The sequence below is a fragment of the Pseudomonas sp. Irchel 3F6 genome, from assembly GCF_900187595.1.
GTDB lineage: Bacteria > Pseudomonadota > Gammaproteobacteria > Pseudomonadales > Pseudomonadaceae > Aquipseudomonas > Aquipseudomonas siliginis.
The window spans coordinates 995182-1016931 of record NZ_FYDP01000001.1 but is presented as its reverse complement, the minus strand read 5'-3'; the positions used below and the strand labels follow the sequence as shown (position 1 = coordinate 1016931).

At 62.0% G+C, this 21750-nt stretch carries 10 protein-coding genes and 1 pseudogene; 10 read left to right on the top strand and 1 reads right to left on the bottom strand.

Annotated elements, in window-relative coordinates; translation table 11 throughout:
- Window positions 1–90: 90 nt before the first annotated feature.
- The 7 genes from CKW30_RS04470 (at window position 91) to CKW30_RS04440 (ending at window position 15245) form a co-directional block, all read left to right on the top strand.
- Window positions 91–1863, top strand: coding sequence for a type I secretion system permease/ATPase (locus tag CKW30_RS04470; RefSeq protein WP_095180086.1), 1773 nt, complete (start codon window positions 91–93; stop codon window positions 1861–1863).
- Window positions 1860–3209: an HlyD family type I secretion periplasmic adaptor subunit gene (locus tag CKW30_RS04465; RefSeq protein WP_095180085.1), complete on the top strand. Its 1350-nt coding sequence runs from the start codon at window positions 1860–1862 to the stop codon at window positions 3207–3209. The genes CKW30_RS04470 and CKW30_RS04465 overlap by 4 nt, the downstream gene beginning before the upstream one ends.
- Before the next feature lie 2 nt (window positions 3210–3211).
- Window positions 3212–4582 (top strand): TolC family outer membrane protein, encoded by a 1371-nt coding sequence (locus tag CKW30_RS04460; RefSeq protein ID WP_095180084.1) that lies wholly within the window; start codon window positions 3212–3214, stop codon window positions 4580–4582.
- Window positions 4583–5072: 490 nt separating this feature from the next.
- Entirely contained in the window at window positions 5073–8018 is a 2946-nt protein-coding gene (locus tag CKW30_RS04455) for an autotransporter serine protease (RefSeq protein ID WP_095180307.1), read from the top strand.
- A gap of 245 nt (window positions 8019–8263) precedes the next feature.
- Complete coding sequence (locus tag CKW30_RS04450; RefSeq protein ID WP_095180083.1) at window positions 8264–11341, top strand: autotransporter serine protease; 3078 nt, start codon at window positions 8264–8266, stop codon at window positions 11339–11341.
- A 58-nt stretch (window positions 11342–11399) separates the two neighbouring features.
- Entirely contained in the window at window positions 11400–13088 is a 1689-nt protein-coding gene (locus CKW30_RS04445) for a polyurethanase (protein ID WP_095180082.1), read from the top strand.
- Between the two features lie 303 nt (window positions 13089–13391).
- A complete protein-coding gene (locus CKW30_RS04440; RefSeq protein WP_095180081.1) occupies window positions 13392–15245 on the top strand; it encodes a polyurethanase in 1854 nt (617 codons plus the stop codon).
- Window positions 15246–15387: 142 nt separating this feature from the next.
- On the opposite strand, the gene CKW30_RS04435 is transcribed toward CKW30_RS04440, so the two are convergent.
- On the bottom strand, window positions 15388–15612 hold the full coding sequence (locus CKW30_RS04435) for a YgdI/YgdR family lipoprotein (protein ID WP_016774830.1): 225 nt from the start codon (window positions 15610–15612) through the stop codon (window positions 15388–15390).
- Window positions 15613–15807: 195 nt separating this feature from the next.
- On the opposite strand from CKW30_RS04435, the gene CKW30_RS04430 reads away from it, so the two are divergent.
- From CKW30_RS04430 to CKW30_RS04420, 3 genes and pseudogenes are all read left to right on the top strand, one after another.
- The gene (locus tag CKW30_RS04430) at window positions 15808–17460 is read left to right on the top strand and encodes a VRR-NUC domain-containing protein (RefSeq protein ID WP_095180080.1); all 1653 of its coding nucleotides are present in this window, start codon (window positions 15808–15810) and stop codon (window positions 17458–17460) included.
- Window positions 17457–19787, top strand: coding sequence for an ATP-dependent DNA helicase (locus tag CKW30_RS04425; protein WP_143497884.1), 2331 nt, complete (start codon window positions 17457–17459; stop codon window positions 19785–19787). The genes CKW30_RS04430 and CKW30_RS04425 overlap by 4 nt, the downstream gene beginning before the upstream one ends.
- Window positions 19780–21700: pseudogene (locus CKW30_RS04420) on the top strand (PAS domain S-box protein). The gene CKW30_RS04425 and the pseudogene CKW30_RS04420 overlap by 8 nt, the downstream one beginning before the upstream one ends.
- Window positions 21701–21750: the final 50 nt, after the last annotated feature.

Here is a 21750-nt window from a genome sequence, read left to right as displayed (position 1 = left end):
GCACTACTTGCAAATGATCTTTGGCAGGTACGCGAAATATCAATGGAATGCTCGTCCGCACCGACGAGACTATGAACTCAGGAAGAATCAATGAAGATGGCGAAGTCTCCGGCCGCTCCGTTAATCAAGGCATTGGGCGACTATAAAAGCATTCTGATCAGCGTCGGTTGTTTCACTGCGTTGATCAACGTGCTGATGCTGGTGCCGTCGATCTACATGCTGCAAGTTTACGACCGGGTGCTGTCGTCACAGAACGAAACCACTCTGGCGATGCTGTCGTTGATGGTGGTCGGGTTCTTCGCCTTCATCGGCCTGCTGGAAGTGATCCGCAGCTTTATCGTCATCCGCATCGGCAGCCAATTGGAGCGGCGCTTCAATCTGCGCGTCTATCAGGCCGCGTTCGAGCGCAACCTGTTCAAGGGTGAGGGTAACGCCGGGCAGTCGCTGGGCGACCTGACCCACATCCGCCAGTTCGTCACCGGCCCGGCGCTGTTCGCCTTCTTCGATGCGCCGTGGTTCCCGGTCTATCTGTTTGTCATTTACCTGTTCAACGTCTGGCTTGGCGTGCTGGCCACGGCAGGCGCGTTGCTGCTGATCGCACTGGCCTGCCTCAACGAATACATGACCAAAAAACCGCTGGGCGAAGCCGCCGGTTTTTCCCAGCAGTCCAGTCAGTTGGCTACCAGTCACTTGCACAACGCCGAAACCATTCAGGCGATGGGTATGCTCGGCTCGCTGCGCAAGCGCTGGTTCGGGGTGCATTCGCGCTTTCTCGGCTTGCAGAACCAGGCCAGCGACACCGGCGCGGTGATCAGTTCGCTGAGCAAGACCTTGCGTCTATGCCTGCAATCCCTGGTGCTGGGCCTGGGCGCGTTGCTGGTGATCAAGGGCGACATGACTGCGGGGATGATGATCGCCGGTTCGATCCTGATGGGGCGCGTACTGAGCCCGATCGATCAGTTGATCGCCGTTTGGAAGCAGTGGAGTGGGGCGAAGCTGGCTTACCGGCGCCTTGATGCGTTGTTGCAGGCGTTTCCGCCTAGCGACGAGGCGATGGCACTGCCGGCACCGAAAGGCCAGATCAGCTTCGAACAAGTCAGCGCCGGCCCGCCGGGGCAGCGTGCGGCCACTTTGCACATGGTCAATTTCAATCTGAGTGCTGGCGAAGTGCTCGGCGTGCTCGGCGCGTCTGGTTCCGGCAAGTCGACGCTGGCTCGAGTGCTGGTCGGCGTGTGGCCGGTTCTGGGCGGCACGGTGCGCCTCGACGGCGCTGATATCCACCGCTGGAACCGAGATCAGCTCGGCCCGTACATTGGTTATTTGCCGCAAGACATCGAGCTGTTCAGCGGCTCCATTGCCGAAAACATTGCACGATTCAGCGAAGCCGACCCGCAAAAAGTCGTCACCGCCGCGCAACAGGCCGGTGTCCACGAGATGGTCCTGCGCCTGCCGCAGGGCTACGACACGCAACTGGGCGAGGACGGCAGCGGCTTGTCCGGTGGCCAGAAGCAACGCGTGGCCCTGGCCCGCGCGCTGTACGGCACGCCGAGTCTGGTGGTGCTCGATGAACCCAATTCCAACCTCGACACCGTCGGCGAAGCCGCACTGGCCAGCGCCATTGCGCAACTCAAGGCGCAAGGCACCACGGTGATTCTGGTCACGCACCGTTCTTCGGTGCTGGCTCAGGCTGACAAATTGCTCGTGCTCAACGATGGTCGTTTGCAGGCGTTCGGCCCGAGTCAGGATGTGCTCAAGGCACTTTCCGGCCAGCACGAACAGCAACGCGAAAAAGCCGCACAAGCACCGGGCGGGCTCAGCATGAGCCGGCAGTATCAGCCCTCGACAAGGAATTCGGGTGTATGAGCAGCGCCAGCATGAACACTGAAAACGAAGCGAACATGGAACACGCCTACCTCACCGAGCGCCCGGAGCGTGATGCGAAATTCTTCGCGCGCATGGGCTGGATTCTGGCCATCGTCGGCGCTGGCAGTTTCTTCACCTGGGCGGCACTGGCGCCGCTGGATCAGGGCATTCCGGTGCAGGGTACTGTGGTGGTCTCGGGCAAGCGCAAGGCCGTGCAGTCGATGAGCAGCGGCGTGGTCAGCCGGATTCTGGTGCGCGAAGGCGAGATCGTGAAGCAGGGCCAGCCGTTGTTCCGCCTTGATCAGACGCAGGTCGCCGCCGACGTGCAATCGCTGCAGGCGCAGTACCGCATGGCTTGGGCCAGCCTCGCGCGTTGGCAAGCTGAGCGCGACAACCTCAAGCAAGTGACCTTTCCGGCCGAGCTGAGCAACGACCCGGACCCGCGCCTGGCGCTGGTGCTGGAAGGCCAGCGGCAACTGTTCAGCAGCCGCCGCGAAGCGTTCTCCCGGGAACAAGCGGCACTGCGCGCCAATATCGAAGGCGCCACCGCACAACTGGCCGGCATGCGCCGCGCGCGCAGCGACCTCAATGCCCAGGCCAGTTCCCTGCAACAACAACTGAGCAACCTGCAACCGCTGGCCGACAACGGCTACATCCCGCGCAACCGCTTGATGGACTACCAGCGGCAACTGTCGCAAGTGCAGCAGCAACTGGCGGAAAACACCGGTGAAAGCGGGCGCGTGGAGCAGGGCATCCTTGAATCGCGCCTGAAGTTGCAGCAGCACGGCGAGGAATACCAGAAGGAAGTGCGTACGCAACTGGCCGATGCCCAGCTCAAAAGCGTGACGCTGTCCGAACAGCTGACCTCCGCCGGTTTCGACCTGCAACACAGCGAGATCCTCGCCACCGCCGATGGCGTGGCAGTCAACCTCGGTGTGCACACCGAAGGCGCTGTGGTGCGTCAGGGCGAAACCCTGCTGGAGATCGTTCCGCAAGGCACCACCCTGGAAGTGGAAGGGCATTTGCCGATCAACCTGATCGACAAGGTCGGCACGCATTTGCCGGTGGACATTCTGTTTACCGCGTTCAACCAGAGCAAAACCCCGCGCGTGCCCGGCGAAGTCAGCCTGATCTCCGCCGACCAGATGGTCGATGAGAAAACCGGCGTGCCGTATTACGTGTTGCGCAGCAGCGTCAGCGATCAGGCCATGGAAAAGCTCAACGGCCTGGTGATCAAGCCCGGTATGCCGGCGGAAATGTTCGTGCGCACCGGTGAGCGTTCACTCCTCAACTATTTGTTCAAACCGCTGCTCGATCGCGCCGGTTCTGCGTTGACCGAGGAATAAGGATGTTCGGCTGTATGAAAAAGCTTTGCATGCTGGGGGCCGCAATGACGCTGCTCGCGAGTCACTCGGCAATCGCGGCCATGGGGCCGTTTGAGATCTACGAGCAGGCATTGCGCAACGATCCGGTGTTTCTCGGTGCAATCAAGGAGCGCGATGCAGGCCTGGAAAACCGCGCGATTGGCCGCGCCGGGTTGCTGCCACGGATCGGCTACACCTACAACAAGGGCCGCAACTCGTCCAAGGCTACGTCTCTGGATGATCGCGCGCGCAACCGCACCGATGAGCGCAACTACAACAGTTACGGCTCGGCGCTGACGGTGCAGCAACCGCTGCTTGATTACGAAGCTTACGCGGCGTATCGCAAAGGCGTGGCGCAGTCGTTATTTGCCGACGAAGCCTTTCGCGGCAAGAGTCAGGAACTGTTGGTGCGAGTGCTGGATAACTACACCAAAGCCTTGTTCGCCCAGGACCAGATCGACATCGCCCAGGCGAAGAAAAAGGCCTACGAGCAGCAGTTGCAGCAGAACGAACACATGTTCAAGCAGGGCGAGGGCACGCGCACCGATATTCTTGAAGCCGAGTCACGCTATGAGCTGGCGACTGCCGAGGAAATCGAAGCGCGCAACGAGCAGGATGCCGCCTTGCGTGAGCTGGGTGCGCTGGTGGGCGTGCCGGCAGTGGACATCGGCGACCTGGCGCCGCTTGGTCAGCAATTCCAGACCTTCACGCTGCAACCGGCCAATTTCGACACTTGGCATGAACTGGCGATCAGCAACAACCCGAACCTCGCTTCGCAGCGGCAGGCCGTGGAAGTTGCGCGCTATGAAGTCGAACGCAACCGCGCCGGACATCTGCCGAAAGTAAGCGCCTATGCCTCGATGCGCGACAACGAGTCGGAAAGCGGCAACACCTATAACCAGCGCTACGAAACCAACACCATCGGCCTGGAAGTCAGCGTGCCGCTGTACGCCGGCGGCGGGGTGTCGGCCTCCACACGTCAGGCCAGCCGCACCATGGAGCAGGCTGAGTACGAGCTGGATGGCAAAACCCGCGAAACCTTGATCGAACTGCGCCGACAGTTCAGCGCGTGCCTGTCCGGAGTGAGCAAATTGCGTGCTTATCAGAAGGCCTTGAAGTCGGCCGAGGCGCTGGTGGTCTCGACCCGACAAAGCATCTTGGGCGGCGAACGCACCAATCTCGATGCGTTGAACGCCGAGCAGCAACTGTTCACCACCCGCCGCGACCTGGCCCAGGCACGCTACGACTACCTGATGGCCTGGACCAAATTGCATTACTACGCCGGGACTTTGAACGAACAGGATCTGGCGCGGGTGGACGAAGCATTTGTGGTCGCGCAACAGCCCTCACCCTAACCCTCTCCCAGGGGGAGAGGGGACCGATCCGGGGAGATTGGCGAGATGCACCGATTTGAACGAGCTGTGCTGAATCCGTAATCGACTGGTTTTCCAGGTCGCTGAATAACTGAACACAACACGGTCGGCTCCCTCTCCCTTTGGGAGAGGGCTGGGGTGAAGGGAACGGGCGACACCGCAGGATCTGAGGCTTTGCACCGAGACGTTAATGAGCAGGATCTGGTGCGGGTGGACGAAGCATTTATGGTCGCGCAACAGCCCTCACCCTAACCCTCTCCCAGGGGGAGAGGGGACCGATCCGGGGAGATTGGCGAGATGCACCGACTTGAACGAGCTGTGCTGAATCCGTAATCGACTGGTTTTCCAGGTCGCTGAATAACTGAAGACAACACGGTCGGCTCCCTCTCCCTTTGGGAGAGGGCTGGGGTGAGGGGAACGGGCGACACCGCTATCAGCCCTGAACAAAACAACAAAAAAGAGAATGATGACCATGGACGTACGCATCAAACCGATTTCGCTCGGCACGCTATTGCTGGTGACCTCGGCAACGCAGGCGCAATACCTGGAACCCGGCCAGCCCGGCAATCCGGCCAGTTGGCGCAGTGCCGAGTTCCTGCGCGACTGGGGCCTGGAACGCATGCAGGCCGATCAGGCCTACGCAGCCGGCATCACCGGCAAGGGCGTGAAAATCGGCGCGCTCGATTCCGGTTTCGATGCCGCCCACCCCGAATTCTCCGCCGACCGTTATCACCCGGTAACCGCCAGCGGCAGCTACGTCGATGGCTCAGCGTTCAACGTCGACGGCACGCTCAACCCCAACAACGATTCCCACGGCACCCACGTGGTCGGCACCATGGGCGCCGCCCGTGATGGCAGCGGCATGCACGGGGTGGCGTACAACGCGCAAATCTACGTCGGCAACACCAACAAGAACGACAGTTTCCTCTTCGGCCCCAGCCCTGATCCGCGTTATTTCAAAGCGGTCTACGACAGCCTCGCCAATGCCGGGGTGCGGGCGATCAACAACAGTTGGGGCAGTCAGCCGCCGGATGTCAGTTACCGCACCCTCGCGGATCTGCACGCCGCCTACGCGCAGCACTGGAACAAGGGCACTTGGCTCGACGCCGCTGCCGATGTTTCGCGGCGCGGCGTGATCAATGTCTTCAGCGCCGGCAACAGCGGCTACCCGAATGCCAGCGTACGTTCGGCGCTGCCGTACTTTCAGCCGGATCTGGAAGGTCACTGGCTGGCGGTGTCCGGGCTCGATCAGAGCAATCAGCAGAAATACAACCAGTGCGGCATCGCCAAATACTGGTGCATCACCACACCGGGGGCGAAGATCGACAGCACCATTCCCGGTGGCGGTTATGCGATCAAGTCCGGTACCTCGATGGCGGCGCCGCACGCGACCGGCGCCCTGGCGCTGGTGATGGAACGTTATCCGTACATGAACAATCAGCAGGCGCTCGAGGTGCTGCTGACCACCGCCACCCAGCTCGATGGCTCGGTCACCGACGCACCGAACGAGCGGGTCGGCTGGGGCGTCGCCAATCTCAATCGGGCGATGCGCGGGCCGGGGCAATTGCTCGGTGCGTTCGACGCGAATCTGGGGGCAGGGCAGCGCGATGTCTGGAGCAATGACATCTCTGACAAGGCGCTGCTCCAGCGCCAGCGCGAAGACCTCGCCGAGCACAGCGCCTGGCAGCAAACCCTGCAGGACAAAGGCTGGGAGAACGGTGTCCCGGCCGGCGCCAGTCAGCAGGACCAGACCGATTACGCCGTCGGCATGTTGCGTGATGCGGCAGCGGCAAACCGGGTGTATGAGGGCAGCCTGATCAAGTCCGGCGCCGGGCAATTGCTGCTCAGTGGCGCAAACACCTATCGCGGTCCGACTACCGTCAACGGCGGTCTGCTGACCGTCAACGGTTCGCTGACCTCAGCGGTCACCGTCAACGACAGCGGCACCCTCGGCGGCTCCGGACGCATCGGCGCGTTGACCGCCAACAGCGGCGGCCGGGTTGCACCGGGCAATTCCATCGGCACCTTGAACGTCGCTGGTGATGTGACACTCGCCCCGGGCTCGACTTACGCCGTCGAGCTATCGCCCACCAGCAGTGACCGCATCGTTGCCGGTGGCACGGCAACCGTCAGCGGCGCCAGTGTCAGCCTGGCGCTGGAAAACAGCCCGACCTTGCTCAGCAGCGCCGAAGCGCAAAGCCTGCTCGGTCGCCAGTACAACATCCTGCAAGCGGCCGGCGGCGTGCAGGGGCAGTTCGCTGCAGTAGTGCCGAACTACCTGTTCATCGGCGGCGCCCTTGACTACGCCGCAAGCGGCATCCAGCTGAATATCCAGCGCAATGCCACAAGCTTCGCCAGCGTCGGGCAAACGCCGAACCAGCGTTCGGTGGCCGCTGCAGTTGAAGGTCTGGGCGCCGGCAATTCGGTTTACGAAAGTGTGCTTCGTGCACCGACTCAGGCCTCGGCGCAGCAAGCCTTCCAGCAACTGAGCGGCGAGATTTATCCGGCGCTGGGGACGATGCTGATCAATGACAGCCGCCAGTTGCGTGATGCGGTCGGCGAGCGGCTGCACGATGAATCGGCGACCCGCAGCAACGGCTGGATCAAAGCCCTCGGCGCCTGGGGCAGCACCGATTCGGGCCACGACACGGCCGGCTACAACACCTCGATCGGCGGCCTGCTGGCCGGTGTCGACGGCGCGCTGGACGAGCAGACCCGCATCGGTCTGGTCACTGGCTACAGCGACAGCTCCTTGAGCATGGGCTCGGGCACGCATTCTTCGGCGAAAGTCGACAGCTATCACCTTGGTGCTTACGCCGGGCACGACATCGGCGCCTGGCGCTTGAGCACTGGCGCGGCCTACAGCTGGCATCGCGGCGATGTGAAACGCGATCTGCAATACGACGAGGTCAGCGCCAAGCAGAAAGCCAAAGTTGACGCGACCACCACCCAAGTCTTCGGCGAAGCGGCGTATCGCTTGCAGCTGCAAACGTTGGCGCTGGAACCGTTCGCCAACCTGACCTACCTGCATCTGGACACCGAAGGCTTCACCGAAAAGGGCGATGCCGCTGCGCTCAAAAGCTCTGGAGATCGACGCGATGTGGCGCTGAGCACCTTGGGCGTGCGGGCGAGCAAAACCTTCAACCTTTCGAACCAGCAAGCGCTGGACGTCAGCGCGCGTCTCGGCTGGCAGCACAGCCTCAGCGATATCGAATCAGAGCAGCATTTGCGTTTTGCCAGCGGCGGCACGCCGTATTCCGTGGAAAGCTCGGCGCTGGTACGCGATGCCGCACTGGTCGGCGTGCAGGCCAGTCTGGCCTTGAGCAAGGACGTGCGGGTCAACCTCGATTACAACGGCCAACTGGCCAGCCGCGAGCAGCTGCATGGCGTTGGCCTGAGCCTGAACTGGCAGTTCTGATTGCATGTGTTTGAGTCACCGTGGCGAGGGGATTTATCCCCGCTCGACTGCGCAGCAGTCGCAAAACCTGATCGTTCCCACGTGCAGCAAGGGAATTGATCGTTCCCACGCTCTGCGTGGGAACGCCTCCAGGGACGCTCCGCGTTCCAATGGGACGCGGAGCGTCCCGGGCTGCATTCCCACGCGGAGCGTGGGAACGATCAAGGCAACCGGATTTTTCGCAACATCACTAAGGAAGGTCGTGGATGGATAACAACAATACCCCCGCGCAATCGGGTGGCCGCTTTGCCCTGAAAACCCTGACAGTCGCCATGCTCTGTGCCAGTGCGATGGCACAGGCAGCGCCTTACGTGGAAAACGGCCGCAGCGGCGATCCGTCGAGCTGGCGCAGCAATGAATTCAAGGCTGACTGGGGCTTGGGCGCGATCGGCGCGGATTACGCCTACGCCGCCGGCTACACCGGCAAAGGCGTGAAGCTGGGCATCTTCGATCAGCCGGTCTACGCCGCACATCCGGAGTTCTCCGGCAGCAACAAAGTCGTCACCCTGGTCACAAGCGGCATTCGCGAATACACCGACCCGTACATCCCGGTAAAGGCCGGCGATGCGTTCCTCTATGACGGTTCACCCTCGGTCGGCTCCAACGGCAAGCTCGGCGCCCATGGCACGCACGTCGGCGGCATCGCGGCGGGCAGTCGCGACGGCGGGGTGATGCACGGTGTTGCATTCGGTGCGCAGATCATCAGCGCCGATAACGGCGACCCAGGCCCGGAAGACGGCATCGTGCGCGGCAACGATGGTGCGGTGTACAAGGCCGGTTGGGATGCGCTGATCGCCAGCGGGGCGCGGATCATCAACAACAGCTGGGGCATCGGCATCACCGACCGCTTCGACCTCGGCGGCCGCGATCCGGCGTATCCGCACTTCACCGTCAACGACGCGCAATTGCAATTCAACGAAATCCGCACGCTGCTCGGCACCAAACCCGGCGGCGCTTACGACGGCGCCATCGCCGCCGCTCGCAGCGGCATCGTCACCATTTTTGCCGCCGGCAACGATTACAACCTGAACAATCCCGACGCCATTGCCGGCCTGGGTTATTTCGTCCCGGACATCGCGCCGAACTGGATCACCGTCGCCGCGTTGCAGCAGAACCCGGACACCGCCAGCGCCAATCCGTACGTGATCAGCACGTTTTCCTCGCGCTGCGGCTATACGGCGAGTTACTGCGTCTCGGCGCCGGGCACCAAGATTTATAGCTCGATCATCGAAGGCACCAACGCCGGCAACCTGACCACCAGCTACGCCAATTACAACGGCACCTCGATGGCGGCGCCGCATGTCGCTGGTTCCATTGCCGTACTGATGGAGCGTTTTCCGTACATGAGCGGCGACCAGGTCGCCAGCGTGTTGCGCACCACTGCGACCGACCTCGGTGCGCCGGGCATCGACGCCTTGTACGGTTGGGGCATGATCAACCTGCGCAAGGCCATCGACGGCCCGGCGATGTTCGTGACCGAGCAGGACATTCCCGAAGAATTCCGCGTGCAGGGCGCTTACGGGTCCGGCCAGTTCGTGGCTGACTTGCCGGGCATCGGTGCGATCATCGATCAGGGCAAACCCACCGAACGCGTGTGCATCGATATCACGTGCGGCCTCGACACCTGGCGCAACGACATCGGCGGCCACGGCGGTCTGACCAAGCAAGGCATCGGCACCCTGGTGCTGACCGGCAATAACACTTACAGCGGCCCGACCCTGGTCAATCAGGGTCGACTGGCCATCAACGGTTCGCTGCAATCGGCGGTCACTGTCAACAATGGCGGCATCCTCGGCGGCAATGGCCGCATCGGCGCGCTGGCAGTGAACAGCGGCGGTACGGTGGCGCCGGGCAACTCCATCGGCACCTTGAACGTCGCCGGTGACGTGACCTTCGCGCCGGGTTCGACCTACGCCGTAGAGCTGTCGCCAACCAGCAGCGATCAGATCGTTGCGGGCGGCAAAGCCATCATCGACGGTGCCACGGTGAGCCTGTCGCTGGAAAACAGCCCGACCTTGCTCAGCACCGGCGAAGTGCAAAGCCTGCTCGGCACTCGCTACAACATCCTGCAAGCGGCGGGCGGCATTGAAGGGCGCTTCGGTCAGGTCTTGCCGAATTACGCCTTCCTTGGCGGCACTCTGGATTATTCGGCGGGCGGCATTCAACTGGCGGTCGGGCGCAATGAGGCATCGTTCGCCAGCGTCGGTCTGACGCCGAACCAGCGCGCCGTCGGTGCGGCTGCCGAACGTCTGGGTGCGGGCAACGCGCTGTTCGAAACCCTGTTGCTGTCGCCCAACGCGGCGTCGGCGCAGCAGGCCTTTCAACAGTTGTCCGGCGAGATTCACCCGGCCATCGGCACGCTGCTGATCAACGACAGCCGCTACCTGCGCGAAGCCGTCGGCGAGCGCCTGCGTGAGCGTGATCTGTTCAACGCCGATGCGCCGACTGATGAGCGCAGCAACGTCTGGGTCAAGGTCCTCGGCTCATGGGGTGAAAGCGATGGCGGCCATGACAATGCCGATTCCAATAGCTCCATCGGCGGGCTGCTGGCTGGCGTCGACGGTCTGATTGCTGAAGATACCCGTCTCGGTTTCGTCACCGGTTACAGCGACAGCTCGTTGAGCATGGGCAGCGGCACGCATTCGTCGGCGTCGGTCGACAGCTACCACTTGGGTGCGTATCTGGGCCATGAAATCGACGCGTTGCGCCTGACCGTCGGCGGCGCCTACAGCTGGCATCGCATCGACGTCAAACGTGATCTGCAGTTCGGCGACGTCAGCGGCAAACAGAAAACCAAACGCGACGCGACCACCGCGCAAGTGTTCACCGAGGCCGCATACGATCTGGGCCTGCAACCGATGAACCTGGAGCCGTTCGCCAATCTGTCCTACGTGCACCTCAACACCGACAGCTTCACCGAGAAGGGTGACGCTGCCGCGCTCAAGGGTGGTGAAGACAACCGCGACGTGGTGCTGTCGACCCTCGGCGTGCGCGCCAAGCGCAGCTTCGCCTTGTCGGATCAGCGTCAGTTGGAACTGGGCGCCAGTCTCGGCTGGCAGCACAACCTGAGCAGCGTCGATGCCGACAGCCATCTGGCCTTCGCCAACGGCAACAGCGCGTTCACCGTGCAGAGCGTGTCGATGGATCGTGACGCTGCTGTGGTCGGAGTGCGCGCCGGGCTGGCGCTCAATCGCGACGTGCGGGTCAACCTTGACTACAACGGCCTGATCGGCTCGAACGAGAAGGATCACGGCGTCGGTCTGACCCTCGACTGGCAGTTCTGAGGCGTAACCGGCAGCGCTTCTCGGGCTGCCGGTTTTTCAAGGAAAAGGAGCGCTGCACATGGGATTGTTCGATTACAAAAATGCCGACGGCAAAGGGTTGTACAGCGACGCCATCGCACTGACGCTGTATGCCTATACGCCCACCGGCAAACCGTTGCCGGCCACGGCGTGGGCACCGGTCACGGCGACGGCGCTGGGCTATCAGGGCAAGGTCGGCGTGCAAGGCACGTTCTTCGGGGAACAGGATGGCTTCACCAGCGCCGAGGCCGAAGTGCTCGGCAAGTATGACGCTGCTGGCAAGTTGATCGGCCTTGGCATTGCCTTTCGCGGCACTGGCGGGCTGGGTTACAGCGACACTTTCGGTGATCTGAAAAACAATCTGCTCGCGGCGGTCGGGCCGTCGGATTACGCGAGCAACTACGCGAAAAACGCGTTCGACAATCTGCTCAACGCCGTCGCCGATTTCGCGATCGCCAACGGCATTGCCGCCAACGATGTGCTGATCAGCGGCCACAGCCTCGGCGGGCTTGGGGTTAATAGCGTTGCTGAATTGAGCGCGGACAACTGGGGCGGCTTCTACAAGGATGCCAATTACATCGCCTTCGCCTCGCCGACCCAGAGCAGCACCGGCCCCCAGGTGCTCAACATCGGTTTCGAAAACGATCCGGTATTTCGCGTGCTCGACGGCACCACGTTCAGCACGGCATCGATGGGCAAGCACGACAAGCCCCACGAATCGACCACCGACAACCTGGTCAATTTCACCGATAACTACGCTTCCACGGCGCAGAACCTGGTGCCGTTCAGCATCGCCAATCCGCTGAACTGGTCGGCGCACAGTTCACTGGGCTACGCCGATGGCTTGAATCGGGTGATCGATTCGGCGTTCTACAACCTGACCGAGCGCGACTCGACAATCATCGTTGCCAATCTCGAAGAGGCATCGCGGAGCAAGACCTGGGTCGAGGACCTGGGCCGCAGCGGCGAGCCGCACAGCGGCAGCACCTTCATCATCGGCACGCAGAGCAGCGACTGGCTCAAGGGCGGGGCGGGTAACGACTTTCTTGAAGGGCTGGGCGGCGACGATCGTTTCCGTGATGACGGCGGCTACAACGTCATTTTTGGCGGGCAGGGCCATAACACCTTCGAACTGCAGAAACCGTTGCAGAACTTCAGCTTCGCCAACGACGGCGACGGCACGCTGTATGTCCGCGACGCCTACGGCGGCATCAGCCTGACCCGCGACATCGGCGCGCTGGTCAGTAAAGAGGCCGGTTCGTGGTGGGGCAGCAAGGAAATCACCTGGGGCGTCACCGCCAAGGGCCTGAGCAACGGCAGCGAACTGACCCAGTACAACCATTCGCTCAGCAGTGATGGCTACGGCAATGCCTTGCATGCCACGGCCGATGGCGACTGGCTGTTCGGGCTTGGTGGTGATGATCAACTGATCAGCGACAAGTCGCAGGTGACTTTTGTGGGTGGCGCCGGCAACGACGTGATGACGGCGGTGGGTGGCCACAACACCTTCCTGTTCAGCGGCGCGTTCGGTTTCGATGCGATCAATGGTTATCAAGGCAGCGACAAACTGCTGTTCATGGGCGTCGCGGGCGCCGGACAGGGTTATGACTACAAGCAGCATGCCGCGCAGTCCGGCGCTGATACCGTGCTGAAGGTCGGCGATTTTGCCGTGACGCTGGTTGGCGTCGGCGTGACTGACCTGACGGACTCGAGTTTCGTCTTTGCCTGATTCCGAAGGTGCAGGAGATCTCATTATGGGAGCGAGCCTGCTCGCGAAAGCGGTGGGTCAGGCGATTGTGATGTTGAATGTGCTGCCGCCTTCGCGAGCAGGCTCGCTCCCACAGGTACGGCGTACACATGATCGTTCCCACGCTCTGCGTGGGAATGCAGCCGGGGGCGCTCTGCGTCCCACAAGATCGCAGCCTTCGGCAGCTCCTACAGAGGATGTGCAAGATGTAACGAATGCTCCAGAGCCCCGCGCTCTGGCTGTGAGCTATCTCTGACAATTCCAACAACAAGAGAGGCAATGGCAATGGGTGTATGCGACTACAAGAACTTCGGCACAGCCGATTCCAAGGCGCTGTTCAGTGATGCCATGGCGATCACGCTGTATTCCTATCACAACCTCGATAACGGCTTCGCCGCCGGTTATCAGCACAACGGCTTCGGCCTGGGCCTGCCGGCGACGCTGGTCACCGCGCTGATTGGCGGCACCGATTCGCAAGGGGTGATCCCCGGTATCCCGTGGAATCCCGATTCGGAAAAACTCGCCCTCCAGGCCGTACAGAAGGCCGGCTGGACGCCCATCACCGCTGCGCAATTGGGCTACGACGGCAAGACCGATGCACGCGGGACGTTCTTCGGCGAGAAGGCTGGCTACACCAGCGCGCAAGTGGAAATCCTCGGCAAATACGACGCCCAGGGGCATCTCACCGAACTGGGTATCGCCTTTCGCGGCACCAGCGGTCCGCGCGAAATTCTCATTGGTGATTCGATTGGCGACGTGATCAACGATCTGCTCGCAGCGTTCGGCCCGGCCGATTACGCAAAAAACTACGTCGGCGAAGCTTTCGGCAATCTGCTCAACGATGTCGTCGCATTCGCCCGGGCCAACGGCCTCAGCGGCAAGGACGTGCTGGTCAGCGGCCACAGCCTGGGCGGTCTGGCGGTGAACAGCATGGCTGACTTGAGCGCTGGCAAGTGGGGCGGGTTTTTCGCCGATTCCAACTACATCGCCTACGCCTCACCGACGCAAAGCAGCACCGACAAGGTGCTGAATATCGGCTACGAAAACGACCCGGTGTTTCGCGCCCTCGACGGTTCGACCTTCAGCAGTGCCTCGGTGGGTGTGCACGATGCGCCGCACACATCCACCACCGACAACCTCGTCAGCTTCAACGATCACTACGCCTCGAACGCCTGGAACGTGCTGCCGTATTCGATCCTGAATATCCCGACCTGGATTTCGCACCTGCCCACTGGCTACGGCGACGGCATGACCCGCGTGCTGGAGTCGAAGTTCTACGATCTGACCAGCCGCGACTCGACGCTCATCGTCGCCAACCTCTCCGACCCGGCGCGGGCAAACACTTGGGTACAGGACCTCAACCGTAACGCCGAAACCCACAAGGGCAGCACGTTCATTATTGGCAGTGACGGCAGTGACCTGATCCAGGGCGGCAGCGGCAATGACTATCTGGAGGGCGGCGCCGGCAACGACAGCTTCCGCGACAACGGCGGCTACAACGTCATTCTGGGCGGGCAGGGCAACAACACGCTCGACTTGCAGCAAACAGTGAAGAACTTTGATTTCGCCAACGACGGTGCCGGCAACCTGTACATCCGCGATGCCAACGGCGGGATCAGCATTACCCGCGACATCGGCAGCATTGTCAGCAAAGAGCCGGGTTTTCTCTGGGGCGTGTTCAAGGACGACGTGTTGCACAGCGTCACGGCCACGGGGCTGAAAGTCGGCAGTAATCTCACCGTTTATGAATCGAGCGTAAAAGGCACGGCCGCTGCTGACATGCTCAAGGCGCATACCGGCGGTGACTGGCTGTTTGGCCTTGAGGGCAATGATCATTTGCTCGGCGGCGCGGGCAATGATGTGTTTGTCGGCGGCGCTGGCAATGACCTGCTGGAATCGGGCGGCGGGGCGGATACGTTTCTGTTCCACGGCGCGTTCGGCCAGGATCGGGTCGTTGGCTATACGGCCGATGACAAACTGGTGTTTCTCGGCGTACAGGGTGTGTTGCCGGGGGATGATTTGCGCGCCCATGCGTCGGCGGTCGGGCAGGATACCGTACTGACATTTGGTGGGGATTCGGTGACGTTGGTGGGGGTGGCGCTTGGCAGCCTCAACAGCGACGGGATCGTGATTGCCTGATGGTTACGCGGCGCCAGTAATGGCGCCATCGCTGGCAAGCCAGCTCCCACAGAGTCCGAGTCGTACATCCACGCTGTGAACGACATAAGACCTGTGGGAGCGGGCTTGCCCGCGATTGAAGGATAACGCGGTAATTATCGGATCAGTCTTCCTTGCGCACGGTCGCGACTTCATCAGCGCGGACCTTGACCTTGGCGCCGGAAATATCCTCGAACTCATAGAAACCATCTTCGGTCTCGGTCTTCGGCATGTCCTCGGTCAGGTACTGGGTGCCGTTCTGCAGCGTCACCACGGTCTGGGTCGAACAGCCGCCCAGCGCCAACAGGGCTGCGACCGCTACAGGAATACCCAGCATCTTGATTTTCATACCCACCTCTGACTCCTTGCTTGAATGTGATTGCGGGCATTGTCGGCCCTGTAACGCGGTTGGTGCCAGCAGCGGCGGAAAAGTTCGATGGCGGCACGAAAAAATGCCATTGATCTTTTTCCGTTTGCGCCGGGCGGGGCTGAGCTGTTATCTGTACGCATAACCAGTGTTCGCTTGCCGTGGCTTTGAATTCCCGTGACCTCCAACCCTCTCGACGATCCGTTGTATTACCTCAACAACTTCCGGCAAGTGCTTGATTGGCTTGGGCTTCGCTATGCCGATGTGATGAGCGCAAGCGAACACGGCTTCATCCGCGACTTCAATACGCTGCCGCAAGCCTCGCAGGGATTGCTGGTGCGCATGGTCATGCGCAAGGGCATTCACTTTCGCGCGAGCAAACTCAATTATCTGGAAATCGGCGACATCGCTGAGGCGGCGCAGCCGTTGCTTGATCGCGGCTGGCTCGATGAACACGCTGCGCTGACCCTGGCAGAGCTGTTTGATGTCCTGCTCAAGGCCGAGCTGCTGCAAGCGTTCGGCACCTTTATCGATCAACCGAAAGGGCGCAAGGACGAATGGCTGCCCGTGCTGGCCGAACAGTTCAGCGAGGCGCAAACCCTGCGCGCCTGGGCGCCGCAACTGGCCGACCGGCTGTTCAGCCTGACCCTGATGGATTTGTGCGATCGCCTGCGCCTGATGTTCTTCGGCAATCTTTATCAGGACTGGTCGGAGTTCGTGCTGGCCGACCTCGGCATCTTCACTTATGAAAAAGTCGAGTTCTGCGCCGACTCCCGAGGCCTGCGCAGTCGTGAAGACGTCGACGCCTGCCTGTTTCTGCATCAATGCCAGCTGCGTTTCGAGGCCGGCGAACCGCTGGAAGAGATCGTCGAACAGATCAACGCCGTGCAGTTCGACAACCCGTGGCTACGCCGTCGGCAAGCCAAGGCGTTGTTCCAGATCGGCCAGTATGCCGAGCGCATCGGCGACTTTGCGCTGGCCCTGAGTGTTTACCGCGACTGCGCCTATCCTGGTGCGCGACTGCGGATGATCCGTGTGCTTGAACGTTGCGGCGAATATGCATTGGCGTTGGAACTCGGCACGCTGGCCGAACAGGCGCCGCAAAGTGCCGCCGAGCAGCAGGGCTTGCAACGCATCGTCCCGCGTCTGCGGCGCAAACTCGGTGGCTCGCCGCTCAAGCGTGCCAAGGCCAGAGAGGTCGAACGCCTCGATTTGCATTTGCCGCGCAGCGATCCGGCGCGGTCGGTGGAATTTCACGTACAAGCGCACTTGCATGCCGATGACGGCCCGGTGCATTACGTCGAGAACAGCCTGATCAATTCGCTGTTTGGCCTGTTGTGCTGGCCGGCGATCTTCGCGCCGTTGCCGGGCGCGTTCTTCCACCCGTTCCAGCGCGGCCCGGTGGATCTGCTCAGCGAAGACTTCCTCGAGCGCCGCGCCGAGCTGTTCCAGGCCTGCCTGGGCGAACTCGATGACGGCCGCTACGCCGAGACCATCCGCCAGCGCTTCGTCGACAAGTGGGGCATCCAGTCGCCTTTCGTGTTCTGGGGCGCGCTCAATGAAGACTTGCTGGAGCAGGCGCTGGCCTGTCTGCCCGCCGAACACCTGAAACACTGGTTCAATCGCCTGTTGCTCGACATCAAGGCCAACCGCGCCGGCATGCCGGACCTGATCCAGTTCTGGCCGCAGCACAAGACCTACCGGATGATCGAAGTCAAAGGCCCCGGCGACCGCTTGCAGGACAATCAACTTCGCTGGCTGGAGTTCTGCCACGAGCACCGGATGCCGGTGGCGGTGTGTTACGTGCAATGGGCGGAGCAGAGCGCTTGACTTACAGCGTTGCCGTGCGTGCACTGTGCGAGTTCACCGCCAAGACCGGTGATCTCGACCTGCGCTTCACCCCGTCACCAACGGCGCTCGAAGGCATCGTCGGCCATCGCACCGTGGCGTCGCGGCGCAGCGAGCAGTACCAGAGCGAAGTGGCGCTGCAAGGCGAATTCGGCGAGCTGAAGGTCAAGGGCAGGGCGGATGGCTACGACCCGGCGCAAAACTGCCTGGAAGAAGTCAAAACCTATCGCGGCGACCTGAGCAGGCAACCGGCCAATCACCGCCAGTTGCACTGGGCGCAGGCGAAAATCTACGGCTGGTTGATGTGCCAGAAACTGCAATTGCAGCAGATCAATCTGGCGCTGGTGTATTTCGACGTCGTCAGCGAAAAGGAAACCTGCCTGGTCGAATCCCACAGCGCCGAGTCACTCCAGACGTTTTTCACGCAGCAGTGCGGCTTGTTCCTGCAATGGGCCGAGCAGGAAATGGCCCATCGCGAAGCGCGCAATCTGGCCGCGCAGCAACTGCCGTTCCCGCACGCGGATTTTCGCCCCGGCCAACGGCATCTGGCCGAATCAGTGTTCAAAGCCGTCAGCACCGGCCGCTGCCTCATGGCCCAGGCGCCGACCGGCATCGGCAAAACCCTTGGCACGCTGTTCCCGATGCTCAAGGCCCTGGCGCCGCAGCAACTGGACAAAGTGTTCTTTCTCACCGCCAAGACTCCCGGACGCAAGCTGGCGCTGGATGCCAGCCACGTGTTGTTCAGGCAAACGCCGGACTTGCCGCTACGGGTGATGGAAATGGTTGCTCGCGACAAGGCCTGCGAACATCCGGACAAGGCCTGTCATGGCGAATCCTGCCCGCTGGCCCAGGGTTTTTATGATCGCTTGCCGGCCGCCCGCGAATCTGCCAGCCATATCAATCTGCTTGATCAGGCGGCGATGCGTGAAGTCGCCGCGCAGCACAGCGTGTGCCCGTACTACCTCAGTCAGGAAATGGCTCGCTGGGCGGATGTGGTGGTTGCCGACTACAACTATTACTTCGACTTCAGCGCGCTGCTGTTAGGTCTGGCCCAGCTCAATCAGTGGAAAGTCGCGGTGCTCGCCGACGAGGCGCACAACCTGGTCGAGCGCGGCCGGCAGATGTACAGCGCCAGTCTCGACCAGTTCACCCTCGCCAGCGTGCGCAAAACCGCGCCCGCAGCGTTGAAGAATGCCCTGCAACGGGTCAACCGCGAATGGAACGCGCTGCATGCGCCGCAACTGGCGGCGTATCAGGCCTACGACAAGGCGCCGGACAAGCTCCTGCAAGCCATCTCGCTGTGTTGCGCGGCCATTGGCGATTACCTCAACGAACATCCGCAAGGCCTCGACAGCGGTCTGCAGAACTTCTATTTCGACTTGCTGCAATTTGCCCGGGTCGCCGAGCTGTACGACGAGCATTACCTGTTCGATATCAGCAAACGCGACCTCGACCGCAAGCGTCCGCTGTCGCAACTGTGCCTGCGCAACGTGGTGCCGGCGGCGTTCATCGGCCCGCGCCTGACAGCGGCGCGCAGCAGCGTGCTGTTCTCGGCCACGCTGAGCCCGCGCAACTATTACGCCGACCTGCTCGGCACGCCCGCCGACACGGTGTGCGTCGACGTCGAATCGCCGTTCAGCGCCGAGCAATTGCAGGTACACATCGTCAGCCAGATCTCCACGCGTTTTAACCATCGCCAGGCCTCGCTGGAGCCTATCGTCGAACTGATCGCGCGCCAGTTCAGCGAGCGCCCGGGCAACTATCTGGCGTTCTTCAGCAGTTTCGATTACCTGCAACAGGTCGCGACCTTATTGGCCGAGCGCCATCCGCACATCACTCAATGGCTGCAATCGCGGGGCATGGCCGAGGGCGCGCGGCAGGCGTTTCTCGACCAGTTCAGCGCCGACAGCCAGGGCGTCGGGTTTGCGGTGCTGGGCGGGGCGTTTGGCGAGGGCATCGATTTGCCCGGCGCGCGGCTGATCGGTGCGTTCATCGCCACGCTGGGGCTGGCGCAGCTCAACCCGGTCAACGAGCAGATAAAGCGGCGCATGGCCGCCATTTTTGGCGCCGGCTACGATTACACCTATCTGTACCCGGGGATGCAAAAAGTCGTACAAGCCGCCGGGCGGGTGATTCGCACCCGTGAGGATCGCGGCACGGTCATGCTCATTGATGACCGCTTTGCCGAAAGCCGCATCCAGCAACTGCTGCCGCAGTGGTGGGCAATCAAAAGCGAGCCGGCACTTTCCAAATCAGTGGATTCACGCATACTTCAGCCCATGACAGTGGCTGGTGAGTGTGATGAGTGAAAACAACAGTACCGCAGCGATCGAAGACAGCCGTTTCCGGCTGCTGATCGACGCGGTTGTCGACTACGCGATCTACATGATCGACCCCGACGGTACCATCACCAGTTGGAACTCCGGCGCCAAACGCTTCAAGGGCTACGAAGAAGCGGAAATCATCGGCGAGCATTTCTCGCGCTTCTATACCCCGGAAGACCGCGCCAACGGCATGCCACAACGGGCGCTGGACACAGCGATCCGTGAAGGTCGCTTCGAAGGCGAGGGCTGGCGCGTGCGCAAGGACGGCACGCACTTCTGGTCGCACGTGGTGATCGACCCGATCATCGACCCCAACGGCAAGCTGCTCGGGTTCGCCAAGATCACTCGCGACCTCACCGACCGCAAAATGGCCGAGGAAACCCTCAAGCAAAGCGAACAGCAGTTCCGCCTGCTGGTGCAGGGCGTCACCGACTACGCGATCTACATGCTCAGCCCCGAAGGCTGCGTCAGCAACTGGAACCAGGGCGCGCAGCGCATCAAGGGTTACCTGCCGGAAGAAATCATCGGCCAGCATTTTTCGATTTTCTACACCCCCGAAGACCGCGAACTCGGCGAGCCGCAGCGCTCGCTGGAGATTGCCACCCGCGAAGGCCGGTTCGAGAGCCGCAGTTGGCGGATGCGCAAGGACGGCACGCGGTTTCTTGCCCATGTGGTCGTCGATGCAATTCGCGGCGACACCGGCACGCTGCTCGGCTTTGCCAAGATCACCCGCGATGTGACCGAGGCGCACGAGGCGCAGCAAGCCCTGGAAAAGACCCGCGAGGCGTTGTTCCAGGCGCAGAAGATGCAGGCGATCGGCCAACTCAGCGGCGGCATCGCCCATGACTTCAACAACCTGCTGACGGTGATTCTCGGCAATCTCGAGATCGTGCAGAAACGCATCGGCGACGCGCCGAAAATCGCTCGACTGCTGGAGAACGCCACCCAAGGGGCCTTGCGCGGTGTCTCGCTGACCCAGCGCATGCTGGCCTTCGCCCGGCGTCAGGAACTCAAGACCGAATCGGTGGATATCCCGCAACTGGTGCAAGGCATCACCGGGCTGCTGCGCAGTTCGCTCGGGCCGGGCATTCGTATCGAAACGCGCTTTCCCGACGATCTGCAGCCAGTGCTGGCCGATAGCAATCAGCTGGAACTGGCGATCCTCAATCTGGCGACCAACGCCCGCGATGCCATGCCCGAGGGCGGCACGGTGATCATTCAGGCGCAAGCCGAAGTGGTGCTGGAACAAACTCATTCGACCGCTGGCGGCGGGGCGTTACGTCTGCCTGAGCCTGATCGACAGCGGCGAAGGCATGGACGAAGCCACGCTGGCCTGCGCCCGCGACCCGTTCTTCACCACCAAAGGCCTGGGCAAAGGCACCGGGCTCGGTTTGTCGATGGTGCATGGCTTCATCGAGCAGTTGGGCGGGCGCTTTACTCTCAAAAGCGAGAAGGGCCACGGCACGGCGGCCGAACTGTGGATTCCAGTGGCGCTTGAGCCAACGGCCAGCCGCCCGGCGTACAGCAACGCTGCGCCCATTGCGGTCCCAAGGCTCAGCGTGCTGGTGGTCGATGATGATTCACTGGTGCTGACCAGCACCAGTCTGTTGCTCGAAGACCTCGGTCATCGGGTCATCGGCGCGACTTCCGGCGCTCAGGCGCTGGCGCTGTTCGATCAGCGCGAGGTCATCGATCTGGTGATCACCGACATGGCCATGCCAAAAATGAGCGGCGCGCAACTGGCCCATGCCTTGCGTATGCTCAAGCCGGATCTGCCGATCATTCTCGCCACTGGATATGCCGAACGCCTGGAAGGCTTCGCCGCCGATCTGCCGCGTCTGCCGAAACCGTTCACTCAGTTGAATCTGGTGCAGATCATCGCCCAATCGATGAAGTGACGCGCTGGTCGATCCGGCTGAACTAGTGCTGACGCGTGCCTTTCCAAAAG

What these genes read in the sequence shown, in the direction of transcription:
- CKW30_RS04435 (WP_016774830.1), bottom strand. Translation starts at nt 15,612, where the DNA reads ATGAAAATCAAGATGCTGGGTATTCCTGTAGCGGTCGCAGCCCTGTTG.
- CKW30_RS04440 (WP_095180081.1), top strand. Translation starts at nt 13,392, where the DNA reads ATGGGTGTATGCGACTACAAGAACTTCGGCACAGCCGATTCCAAGGCG.
- CKW30_RS04455 (WP_095180307.1), top strand. Translation starts at nt 5,073, where the DNA reads ATGGACGTACGCATCAAACCGATTTCGCTCGGCACGCTATTGCTGGTG.
- CKW30_RS04460 (WP_095180084.1), top strand. Translation starts at nt 3,212, where the DNA reads ATGTTCGGCTGTATGAAAAAGCTTTGCATGCTGGGGGCCGCAATGACG.
- CKW30_RS04470 (WP_095180086.1), top strand. Translation starts at nt 91, where the DNA reads ATGAAGATGGCGAAGTCTCCGGCCGCTCCGTTAATCAAGGCATTGGGC.
- CKW30_RS04465 (WP_095180085.1), top strand. Translation starts at nt 1,860, where the DNA reads ATGAGCAGCGCCAGCATGAACACTGAAAACGAAGCGAACATGGAACAC.
- CKW30_RS04445 (WP_095180082.1), top strand. Translation starts at nt 11,400, where the DNA reads ATGGGATTGTTCGATTACAAAAATGCCGACGGCAAAGGGTTGTACAGC.
- CKW30_RS04450 (WP_095180083.1), top strand. Translation starts at nt 8,264, where the DNA reads ATGGATAACAACAATACCCCCGCGCAATCGGGTGGCCGCTTTGCCCTG.